Origin of the sequence: Bacteroides muris (ex Fokt et al. 2023) (assembly GCF_024704895.1) — a bacterium.
In the GTDB taxonomy this organism is placed as follows: domain Bacteria; phylum Bacteroidota; class Bacteroidia; order Bacteroidales; family Bacteroidaceae; genus Bacteroides; species Bacteroides muris.
In genome coordinates this window covers 14,912-26,999 of record NZ_JAMZEE010000008.1, presented here as the reverse complement: position 1 = coordinate 26,999, position 12,088 = coordinate 14,912, and the positions used below count along the sequence as shown (strand labels likewise).

9 protein-coding genes and 1 pseudogene are annotated in these 12,088 nt (G+C 39.4%); 7 read left to right on the top strand and 3 right to left on the bottom strand.

What is annotated here, in order from left to right; translation table 11 throughout:
* From M1B78_RS04855 to M1B78_RS04845, 3 genes and pseudogenes are all read right to left on the bottom strand, one after another.
* Positions 1-1,455, bottom strand: a complete 1,455-nt coding sequence (locus M1B78_RS04855; protein ID WP_009037758.1) for a sodium:solute symporter — start codon at positions 1,453-1,455, stop codon at positions 1-3.
* A gap of 153 nt (positions 1,456-1,608) precedes the next feature.
* Entirely contained in the window at positions 1,609-2,775 is a 1,167-nt protein-coding gene (locus M1B78_RS04850; RefSeq protein ID WP_257940050.1) for an exo-beta-N-acetylmuramidase NamZ family protein, read from the bottom strand.
* Positions 2,776-3,156: 381 nt separating this feature from the next.
* A pseudogene (locus M1B78_RS04845) lies at positions 3,157-3,852 on the bottom strand (VapE domain-containing protein); the annotation flags it as partial.
* 62 nt (positions 3,853-3,914) lie between these two features.
* Here M1B78_RS04845 and M1B78_RS04840 point away from each other — a divergent pair.
* From M1B78_RS04840 to M1B78_RS04810, 7 genes are all read left to right on the top strand, one after another.
* Positions 3,915-5,591 carry a recombinase family protein gene (locus tag M1B78_RS04840; protein ID WP_257940049.1) on the top strand — a complete coding sequence of 559 codons (1,677 nt, stop codon included), beginning with the start codon at positions 3,915-3,917 and terminating at the stop codon, positions 5,589-5,591.
* A 62-nt stretch (positions 5,592-5,653) separates the two neighbouring features.
* The gene (locus tag M1B78_RS04835) at positions 5,654-6,610 is read left to right on the top strand and encodes a hypothetical protein (protein ID WP_257940048.1); all 957 of its coding nucleotides are present in this window, start codon (positions 5,654-5,656) and stop codon (positions 6,608-6,610) included.
* 1,006 nt (positions 6,611-7,616) lie between these two features.
* A complete protein-coding gene (locus M1B78_RS04830; protein ID WP_257940047.1) occupies positions 7,617-7,748 on the top strand; it encodes a hypothetical protein in 132 nt (43 codons plus the stop codon).
* Between the two features lie 271 nt (positions 7,749-8,019).
* The gene (locus M1B78_RS04825; protein ID WP_257940046.1) at positions 8,020-9,147 is read left to right on the top strand and encodes a hypothetical protein; all 1,128 of its coding nucleotides are present in this window, start codon (positions 8,020-8,022) and stop codon (positions 9,145-9,147) included.
* Between the two features lie 78 nt (positions 9,148-9,225).
* The gene (locus tag M1B78_RS04820; RefSeq protein WP_257940045.1) at positions 9,226-9,489 is read left to right on the top strand and encodes a hypothetical protein; all 264 of its coding nucleotides are present in this window, start codon (positions 9,226-9,228) and stop codon (positions 9,487-9,489) included.
* Positions 9,490-9,887: 398 nt separating this feature from the next.
* Positions 9,888-10,577, top strand: a complete 690-nt coding sequence (locus M1B78_RS04815; protein WP_257940044.1) for a radical SAM protein — start codon at positions 9,888-9,890, stop codon at positions 10,575-10,577.
* 329 nt (positions 10,578-10,906) lie between these two features.
* Complete coding sequence (locus M1B78_RS04810; RefSeq protein WP_257940043.1) at positions 10,907-11,917, top strand: DUF3871 family protein; 1,011 nt, start codon at positions 10,907-10,909, stop codon at positions 11,915-11,917.
* Positions 11,918-12,088 lie beyond the last annotated feature (171 nt).

Sequence of the window (12,088 nt, the reverse complement as noted above, 5' to 3'; positions counted from 1 at the left end):
TTAATTGTTCTTTTTATCTTTCTTAATCAATAGACAGAGACCGATGAAAGTGAACAGTGCATTGAAAATCAGCAATTCGTAGCTGAATTGATAACCTCCGAACCAGGCTTCGGAATTCTTCTGCAGAATGAAGCAGAGAACCGGGGAGGCGATGGCAACCAGCGGGATGTACTTGTCACGCACTTGTTGTTTCATGAAAATGCCGAAAGCAAACAGACCCAGGATAGGACCGTAGGTATAGCTTGCCAGAATATATACAGCGTCGATGACACTGGTGTTGTTCAGAAGATTGAATACGAAAATGGTGATTCCCATGACAACCGCCATGCCGATGTGCACTTTCTTGCGCATCTTCACAACCGTCTCTTCCGACTTGCCTTTCGTTCCCAGAATGTCTACGGTGAAGGAAGTGGTCAGCGCGGTGAGTGCCGAGCCTGCGGCTGAATAGGCAGAAGAAATCAGGCCGATGATGAACAGTATGCCCACGATGGCGGGGAAATAGTTGCCGGTGGCAATCAGCGGGAACAGTTCGTCACTCTTCTCCACCGCAATCTGCTGGTTGGCGGCAAAGATGTAGAGTAGCACGCCCAGCATCAGGAAGAGCAGGATGACGAAGAACTGCGAAATGACACTGGTAATCATGTTCTTCTGTGAGTCCTTGAAGTTCTTGCAGCTCAGGTTGCGCTGCATCATGTCTTGATCCAGCCCGGTCATGGCAATCATGGTGAAGGCACCGGCGAGGAACTGCTTGAAGAAGTACTGCTTGCTGTTCACATCGTCGAAGAAGAAGATGCGGGACATGTCACTGTCGGCAATGGTGCTTACCATACCGGTAAATGACAGATTGAGGTCGGAAGCGATATACCAGATGCAGAGTACGACCGACACTACCAAGCAGAATGTCTTCAGAGAGTCTGTCCAGATAAGGGACTTCACGCCACCTTGGAAAGTGTACAACCAGACCAGTGCCACCGTGATGGCCACGTTCAGCAGGAAAGGCAGTCCGAAAGGTTCGAATACCAGCAGTTGCAACGTCAGGCATACGAGGAACAGACGGACAGCGGCACCGAGCATTTTGGAGATGAAGAAGAACCAGGCACCCGTGCGGTAGGAAGACATGCCGAAACGGTTCTCCAAGTATTCATAGATGGATACCAGGTTCATTTTGTAGAACAGCGGTACCAGCAGATAGGCTATGATGAGCTGTCCGGCAATGAAGCCCAACACCATTTGCAGATAGCCGAAGCTGCTGGCGGCAACCATGCCGGGTACGGATACATAGGTCACACCTGAAATGGCGGAACCGACCATGGCGAAGGCCACGACATACCAGGATGACTTGCGGTTACCCACAAAGAAGCCGGCATTGTCTGCCTTCCTTCCTGCAATATAGGATACCGTGAACAGTATCGCGAAGTAGGCGGCTATGGTGATGATTACAGAAAGTGGAGTCATAAGGGTATTTACGATTTAATGATTTACGATTGAAATTACTTCTCTTGATGATATTGTACGACTTTGATTATCCTAATGTACGCTCTGACGTTCTTCTCCGATTCACGCTCATTTCTCAATCGTAAATCGTAAATCGCCAAATCGTACATCCCTTTATTCTTCGTAGAGCAGGTAGGGCTTGCGCTGTACCTTGAATTTCTCCACGTCGTCTTTCCATCTTGCCTTGATTTCGCCGGCGCTCTTTCCTTCCTTAATCATTTTGCGCACGTAGTCGGTGCCTATCAACAGCTCGAAGAAGGAACGGAAGAAGTGGTCGTCCATGTTCAGGTTGCGGTAAGCGTCTATCACGTAACTCAAGTCAATACCACGTTTCCAGATTTCCTCGTCGCTCATGTTGCTCAGGTTCACGCCATGGCAAAGCTTGCCCAGCTGGGGCGGATTCTTGGCTCCGGGAACACTGCGCGGGGTGAAGCTGTAGCTGTAGCCCGTCATGTTGGGATGCCCGTAGACCTGGAAGGGGAGGTCGGTTCCTCTTCCCAGGCTGACCGGAGTGGCCTCGAAGTAGCAGGTCGAGGGGTACAGATAGATGGACTTCATGTTCGGCAGATTGGGGGATGGGGGAATCGGCAGCTTGTATAGGGTCTGGTGCGTATAGTTCTTGCAGGGAATGACGGTCAGGTCGCAAGTGCGTGACGCCGGCAACCAGCGTTCGCCGTTTACCATCAGGCCCAGTTCGCCCAGCGTCATGCCGTGCACCACGGGAATCGGCAGCCAACCTACGCCGGATTTATATTTCATGTCCAGTATCGGGCCGTCCACGTAGTGTCCGTTCGGATTGGGGCGGTCCAGTATCAACACCTTTCGGTTGTATTCTGCACAAGCGTCCATCAGCCGGCACATGGAGGCATAATAAGTATAGAATCTCAGGCCTACATCCTGGATGTCTACCACAAGGATATCGAACTTGCGCATGGATGCTTCGCTTGGCTTTCCGGATTTTCCGTCGTACAGCGAGAGGATAGGTACTCCGGTCTTCTTGTCTACCGAGCTGGACACGTGTTCGCCTGCGTCGGCATCTCCTCTGAAACCGTGTTCAGGGGAGAAAATGGCTACTACGTTGAACTTGTTTTCCAGCAGGATGTCCAGCAGATGCTTGTCTCCTATCATTCCTGTATGATTGGAGAATATTGCAATCCGTTTATCTTTTAGGATTGGAAAATACTCGGAAGTCTGTTCATCACCTAAAATAACTCGTTCTTCTTGTGCCCGGCACAGTAAAGAACTACATAGCACAAAGGCTAAAAGCAGCAGTTTCTTCATAATAGTATTGTTAAGGAAGATGTTGTCTGCAACAAAGATACGTTTTATTTTAATATCAAAAACACTTATTTGAGTATTTTTAGTATTATCAATCATAATTTGCAAATAAACGACGGCTCACCTTATTTAAATAGTGGCTGAACTGCATCTGCTCCCTGCCAAACTCTGTATGGAACTGTCTTTTTGCGAAGAAAGCGTGTTGCCGCCTTAACAGTCAGGGTAGTGACAAAACTAATACGATTTTCTTGATGTAGCCCTCACTGCCCTCACTTTTCCCTTCTGTCCCTTTATTCATCGGTGTTTGAGCGGTGAGTGAGGGCAAATAGAAAGAGTGAGGGCAAAATTTGCCCTCACTTTGGTGTAACCGGCAGGGGTGCCGTTTTATTCTTCTATTCTTACCAGATGATAAAGTGTTCCCCGGTTCGATTTCTTGTTGAGGATGTCCAGCTTGCGGAGCGTGCGCCCGAAAGCCGCTATCCGGTTGATGGCCAACTTATCCCTCGTTTTCTGTTGCAGGTCGTTGAAAATCTGCATGGCTGTGAGCCATTCGCCTTCTTCGCTCTCCTCCGCGCCACGGAAATGGCAGAGGAAAAGCTGCTCCAATGGATCCACCCGCTCGAATTCCCGGTTGTATTCCTTTACAATTGCTTCGTCGGTATCATCCAGCCAGTAGCGTTCGCCCTGCAGGATGTCGTGCATGGCTTGGGCGTAGAGCTGGCGATAATTGATGCTGACGTTTGTCCGGATGGGGCCGGTCACTTCGATGCAGATGAAGCGGCGGCTTCCCGACGGGTCGGTCAGCAGGTCTTTCAGGTTGCTGGTCCCGATAAAGGAGGCGTAGCGGCGCATTTCCTGGATGGCGGTGCCATAGGGCTTTCGCAGGTTGGCAACCGGTTTTTGCAGGAGATGCTTTAGGAAACCTTGCTGGTTGGCGCTTATCTGGTCGAATTCGTCGATGTTAATCAGGAAAAAGCGGCCGAGGCTGCGCTCTGCCTCCTGCTTGCTCTTGAAGTCGATGCTGTCGGTGTAGCCGAAACGCAGTTCCGGTGGCAGCAGGATGCGGCAGAATGTTAAGTTTTCAAAGTTATACCCTGCTATTGAAAATACTCTTTATCTTTGCATCAAAGATAAGATAAACAATGAAAAGAGTTATAGGTTACATTCGTGTTTCTACTGATAATCAAGACCTAGAAAGACAAAGAGTGTTGATTAGAAAATATTGTGAGAATAAGGGGTACTCTCTGTTAAGAATAGAAGAAGACTATGCCATATCTGGAACAGTCAGCAACAGAAACGGATTGAACAGTATTCTAAACATTACCAATAGCGTTGCTGACATGGTAGTAGTTAGTGAGTTGTCTAGACTGTCACGTCAAGATGATATATTTGAAACTTTGACACAGATTCACACAATCATTAGAAACGTGGATTTAGTAATACTGGACGAACCAGACAAAGTATATGAAGCAGGAAAAACTATCATTCTTTCTGATTTTTTAATGCTGGCAATCAAAGCCTATGGAGCAGCGGATGAAAGAAAGAAAATAGTAAGCCGTATGACTACAGGTAAAGACAGTAAAGTACAAGCGTTTCCGTTAATGCTTACAGACAGTAATATACCAACTGGCTTTAAGGCAGTGCCCAATCCGAATTATATAAAGGGAGCAACCCCAAAAATGCTATTGGTGGAAGATGAGGAACGTATGCAGTTAGTCAGAGATATATTTAACTATGTGGCAAACGGTCTTTCTCTAGGAAAAACGGCAGAAAAACTGAATATGCTTGGATATAGGACAGCAAGAAACAAACCGTTCTATGAACAGTCTATCAGAACAATTATAAATGATTCCATTTATAACGGTGTCAGATATTGGAAAGGCATGAAACTGAAACTTCCCGTAAAATTCGTATCAGATGAAATCTGGAATCTGGCACATAAGAAAGTGCAGGAGAACAAGAATTATAGCGGTGAGGCACAAAAACATTATAACCCGTTGAAAGGTATTATCAAGTGTCCTTGTGGACAAACCTCAATGTATGGCAGAACCTCATCCTGCATCACCTATAGATGTCTTGACAGAATAAAGATGGGAATAAAAAGCTCATGTACCAATGTTGGCATAAAGGCTGAAACTTTAATATATGCGGTGTGGAAAGATGCCAGACTTAGAACTCTGGATGAAACTTACCAAGCCAAGAGCAATGAGAAAATAGCAGAAATAGAAGCTGAAAATATAAAACTGACACAAAGCATAAAAAAAAAGGATTCTGAAATAGCCAAACTACAGTCTGATTTGAAAACAGTCATAGACAATGTTATGGCTTCCACCAATATCGCAATAGTCAAGGCATTGAATGGCAAGGCGGATTCAATAGACAGCCAGATAAAGAGTATAGAAGCGGAAAAGAAAGCCATTGATGAAGAAATTGCATCCAATAACAGAAGAATAGCGGATGAAATAAAGAGCCAGTCCAGAAAAGAACTTGACAGCCTTTCTCTGGAGGGCAAGGGAGAAATGTTCAGAGAGTTACTTAGTAAAGTAGTCTATTATTCCGTTTCTTTAAATAGCGGATTCATAGTCATTACTTATAAGAATGACTTGGAAACTATCATTGTGTATCATAACAGAAACAAGCCTTTTTTATGGGCACTTCCTATTACTTTCAGATTCAACAAGGTAAAACGTACTGTAATAGTTCCAACTTTACCAGAGCAACCTAGAATGACTTCTTTTGTCTTGGAACGTATAAAAGAGAAAGAATACACATTTAAACAGTTGCAGGAAAGTTTCAATCTGGAAGAATGGAAAATATAAAGAAAGTCCATAATTTGCAGACTTTTCTGTTATTTTGCAATATAACTAATAATGAATGTACCATGCCAGAAGAAAAACTATATCAGATAGAGGAACTTCCAGATTTGAAAGTAAATTGGACTGAAAGCTGCAAATGCCTAAATGAGCCACTATTAGAGTATGTGTGGGAAGTAGCCAACCACTTCCTGCCTAGTTATGAAGAAACAGATAAGGGAATGATACCCGTAGAATCTTCCGCACCTGCTATATTCTCCAATAGATATTTTGAAAGAAATCTGACTATTGAAGAAAAATATAAGAGAGCCAAAGAGATGGGTATGTGTAATACAACCTTTGAACAATACTCACAATCAAAAAATAGATATAGACCTTTAGATGTCCGTTTCAAGAATGAATATCTGAAATCAGAAGAAATCTTGGACGTATTAAACTCATATCATATAGATATTAGCAAATTCTGGTATCTAGCACTTTTTATAAAAGATGTGGTACTGGATAAATGCGTTGATGCCATGCCTGCTGAAACATCTAATGAACGGATTCAAGAATTGGTAGGTAGAATAAATGAAATGCCCAATGAAAAAAATGCCGAATTAATCTTCAAACTAGAGGGGAAACAAAAATATGTCATAGCAGACAAACCTACAATTAAGGAAATCGGAGTAGCCTTAGTCGTATATAAAAAACTTATGGAGAACAACGGACTCAACAGAGGGCAACTTGACTTAAAGAAAATGCTAAATGAAAAAGTTACCATAGACAAAACTCCCATGTATGCTTTGTTCACTAAAATGATGAAGTTTTTTTTAACTCCTTACACAGCAATGCCACCTTACCCCAAGTCTATAGACAAAATGTTGCTTATTTCCAGAATGATAAAGATATTGGGACTATCAGATGATGAAAGATTCTATCAAGAATGCGACCTTGCCACTAATGAAAAGAGGAACTTCTTGAAAAACCTTATTAGAAGATATGAAAATTATAAATATACTACCATTGGTGTCATTTATGGCTAATACGGAACAGACCCATTTTTAAGTGTTTAAGATTGGTGTGTTGAAAATCGTTCTCTTTTAACACACTTGTAATTATTTGATAATCAGAATATTAAATATTGTCCGATTCAAAATATTGTTTACCTTTGCACCGTCTTACAGGAGATAGGGACGAAAGTTGAAGAGAGTTCTTCACTGGGTAGCCCAACAAAAAGGATATGGAAACTTTAATAGGTATTGAAGGCTTATTTGAAAGTATTAAAAGTTTGTTGGTACGGAATTTGAAAGAAGAAGCCAAGAGATTGCGAACTGACAAAGGGGTAATAAATAATGTCTATCTGACTAGCTGTAAGCTATTCCCTTTGACTATAGGTCTGGTACAGCAGATATGTGACAAGATATGTGAAAGTGGGCAGTTCGTGGATGAACTAGAACATCTAACTGGTGGGAGGGCACTTAACCCACAAATATATTGTTCTCTCACAGGGGATAGGATAGATTTCAATTTACTCTATCACTCATAAAACGGTAAACCGTATATTCATAAAAGCCTGTTGGAAAATTTCCGACAGGCTTTTTGCATTATATTGTTTGAATCAGTATTCCACTGGTTCACAAGGGCAGCAGGATAATTGACTGCCTTTTTTATCTACTAGGTAAGTTATATAGTACCTACTTCGGTATATCTACTAGTCGCTAATATACAACCATTTAACTATCTGTTCCGAATATTGCCTATTCGTCAATAGCCATAAATATAAACTATTGTCAAAAGAAGTTCTTAAAGTCACCATCCTTATCTGTTAGCTTACTGACAGAAGAAAATAACGGCAATATGGCGATATAGGTAAGCTGGCTATAGAAAGTGCCCCTTTGATTAGGTACACCGCCCAGAGGTGAGTATAATCGTACAGAGATAAAAAGATTGGAATTACCACGAGCAGGGGTATAACCAGAATTACATAAAGTAACTCAAACACCATAGATTTTACAGTATATAATGAAACTAACTTAAAACAATTCAATTATGAAGTATTACACCTTTGAAGAGTTAAAACAGATGGCTTTTAGTGAGGGCATTACCGGCAACAAGGTGACTATCGGTATATGGGCTAAAATGAAAGGCTTTCTAAAGAAAAAGAAGCAGATGAACAAGTAGCGTATTACACTATATTTCAAGATTGGCAATATTAAATGAGTGCTATCTATAAATGATAGCATATTTTTTATTTTTAGGTGGAACTTTTTTTCACCGAGCTTTCCTTAGAATAAATTATATGACAGGTATATAAAAAGCTAGCATATAAAGAAATAGATGGTATGAAGTAATAAAGATGATAAATCATAGTCCAAGATAACAAAAGTGGAACATTTTTCTATAAATGTATCATAAAGGTGATATTTCTATAGAAAGCTAAAAATGAATATCAATGAAGAATATAATAGAATTTGGAGAGGGGATTACCTACCTCAATGAAGTGACAGAATATAAATTAAACGGAATACTGATTAAAGACAAGTTTAGTTTGCCCAATGGCATATTTAACAAGGTACTTACAGGATGTGGTGGTACTACTATAGCCTTGGAGGATAACAGAAAGACGATTATATGCAGTCCCAGAATAACATTACTTAAAAACAAACATGGGCAATATCCTAACACTATGTTGGTTATTGGCGGAATTAATAAGTCCGAAATAGTCAACTACATTAATAATATTGATATACCCAAAATATTAGTTACCTATGATAGCTTGTATAAGGTATTGGATATTATAACAGATATAGATAACTGGCATATAGTAGTGGATGAATTTCAATGCGTATTAACAGACAGCAGTTTGAAGTCTGTTACGGAGATGAATTTTCTGCATGGGCTTACAGGGATTAAGAATATTACTTTTATGTCTGCCACACCATTACTGAATAAATATATAAGTCAGATGGATATACTAAAAGATATGCCTTATTATGAATGCAAGTTCACTGATACATATAAGGTCAATGTGTTCAGAAGAAAGGTGAATAAGCCTATAAACAAGGGAATTGAAATAATAGAAATGTATCAGAAAGGTAATTTTCCGGCATTGGAAACAGGTGAAACAAGCAGGGAAGCCGTCATATACCTTAATTCAGTAAACAACATCATTTCATTAGTCAAGACAACAAAACTACAAAGTAATGATGTCAATATTATATGTGCTGAAAATGAAGACAACAGGACTAAAATTAAAAAGAGCTTGGGAAATGGTTTTGATATAGGCAGAATACCGCTAAAAGATGAAAAGCCCAAACTTATCACGTTATGCACTTCCACTGCCTATTTTGGAGTGGATATGTATTCTGGTAATGCACTTACATTCGTCATAAGTGACTGTAACAAGATAAATACCACTGTGGATATAAGTACAGAACTGGTTCAAATAGCAGGAAGACTAAGAAATGCGGACAACCCGTTTAGATATTATATATACTTTATTTATAATACAAACAGGGAAGAACTTGATGATATTGAATTTAATAATATGATAGATACTAAAACTACTGTTACATTATAGGAGATAGAGAGTTATAACAATGCTCCTAAAGAGTTAAAGGAAAAACTTATCAGAGATAACAGACGAAATATATCCATAATGAAATTTGAAGACAGCTATACCTATTATACTGGAACAAAGTTCGCATTTAATAAAATGGCATACCTCAATGATATATTTGTTTATGATACGCAAAGGAATAATTATCAAGACGGTATTGCTGTAAAGAAATCAATTAATGAAACAAGAAATTTGCAGACTTTAGGGAATCAGAAATTTAGTGCAGTAACCAAACAGTTGGATATAATAACAGGTAATGAAAGTTTTGAGGACTTGATGAAATCATATTGTGAAGCAAAATAGAATAAATATAGTTTTGCTATTTTCTATATAGAACAAAAAGATATTAACATAAAGCATTATTATGATATGCTTGGAAGCAAACGAATCAAGTCATTAAGTTATAAAGAAAGCAATTTGAAGAATGAGATAAAGAACAAGAACAATGACAGTAAAGTAATACATGAACTGGATAAACTTAATATCAATACGTTTATAGAATGTTCAAAACTAAAATTTATCTTACAGGATATTTATAATAAGCTGGGGTTGAAGAAAACGGCAAAAGCTACAGATATAACGAGATATTATGTTAATTCTATCCTTGTATCAAAACGTATTAATGGGAAGAAATATAAAGGATATGAACTACATAAATAATTAAGTAGATAACACATATAAACATTTAAATCTATATAATTATGAGCTTAAATATCAAAAATGGGGATATGTATAAGTTTATTGATTATACTTGGAATCCCATCAAAGGCAAATGCCTGCACGATTGCAGCTATTGTTACATGAAAACAATACCACAGTATCAGCACCTCTTATTGGCAGAGAATGAGTTTAAAACAGACTTGGGAAATGGAAACCGTATTTTCATTGGTAGTTCTACAGATGCGTTTGCGGAAGATGTTCCGTCTGAATGGATAGTACGAATTTTGGATTATTGTTATCAGAATCATAATGCGGAAGCCCCCAACGCTTATCTATTACAGTCCAAGAACCCCAAGAGGTTTTTGGAGTTCATCGACCATCCGATTATGGAACGTGTAATATTCTGCACGACCATTGAAACCAACCGTTTCTATCCGGAGATAATGAACAAAGCTCCAAGAATTGAGGAACGGGTGGAAGCTATGGAAGAGATAGCAAGGCTTGGACGCCCCACAATGATAACGGCAGAACCTTTGATGCAGTTTGACCATGAAGAAATGGTGTCTTTTATCAGAAGATGCAGCCCCAAGTTGGTGAATATCGGAAAGGAGAGCAAAGGGAGGGTCAAGCTGCCAGAGCCTACCCAAGAAGAAGTCCAGCAACTCATTGCGGAACTGAAATCGTTTGCCAATGTGAACGTGAAAGACAACGCTTTGATATGGCGCAAGTAACGGCAGAGAAAGAAAGTTGGAGGAAACCTGCAATATGGCGGAATCCAACTTTCGTTTTTTATTAGAGTTATATAGCCTATACTTTATAATATTCCACATACAGCCAATGATATTAAAAAGACTACCTGATTAAAGAATCACCTATATGCAGTTTAGCTAAAAATCAAGAGAACAGATATATAAGGTACTTAATACAGAAGTCCCCCTCCCCATTCAGCCAGTGACCTAAAATATATAAGAGTGGCTGTAGCGACGGTCTACAACCCGATTAGTCCCCCCTCTGTACATTGATATAAAAAGAATTATTAATCATTTAAACTTTTATCAATATGAGAAATTTAGTTATCATGCCAACAGAGAAAAGAACTTTAAATTTAGGTGAGTTTGCAGAAGAAGCAACCATTATTGAAGAAACTGCAAAGCCAAACATTACTTTCTTGGAAGCAAATACAGATTCTATCACACTGGAAGAACTTACAAACAAATGTGTTGTGCCTACTTGGGCAAACCAAGAATTAACCATTGCACACCAAGACTTTATTTCTTGTGTGCATGAAGCTGCAAGTACATTCTATGCAGGTGAAAAGGTGAGCTTTCCAGAAATAAGAGTTTCACATATAGTACGTGGTAGAATACCGTCCGCACTAGGCAAGAAAGCAAGTGAACTGTTAGAATGTGAAAAGACACAATTCTATCAAAGGCTTGCATTTGCTTTTACTGTTCCAACTATTTTTGAAACAATAAGAGGGCAAAAACTTGAATTGTGCATAGGTGGGGTAAGAAATTACAGTGACTTGAATCTGTATCGTTCTTCCAAAGGCTTAGAAAAGTTCTCTATCTTTATTGGTTGGAGAATGAAAATTTGTTCTAATCAGATTCTTACTGGTGAGGGTGTGAGGTTCAACATAGAAGTAACCAATATCAATGAGCTTTACAGAAATGTACTGGAATTGTTTAACAACTTCAATGCAGCCAAAGAAATACATTTGATGCAAACACTATCAGATACTTATCTATCTGAAACACAGTTTGCACAAGTGGTAGGCAGAATGAGAATGTATCAAGCACTTTCACCAGCAAGACAGAAGGCAATACCAAGACTTTTAATCACTGACAGCCAAATAAATAGTGTGTGTCGTGATTATTACACAAATGAAGTGTTTGGAGTGAAAGATAATGCTATATCTCTTTTTGATTTTCATAATTTACTCACACAATCAAACAAAAATAGCTACATAGACAGCTATTTACAACGTGGGGTAAATGCTACAGAGGTAAGTGTTGGATTAAACAATGTATTACAAGGACTGGATAATAAATATTCTTGGTTCTTGGGCTAAACTAACTAATAGGGCATCTATTTATTAGGTGTCCTTTCTTTTTTAATAACTTAAAAATACTACAAAATGAATGATAATGAAAAACTAGTACTATGGGGCATACTAGTAGTACTGTTACTAATAATAATTGGTATTATAAATCCCTTTTTGCTAATATTGATTTTATCCATC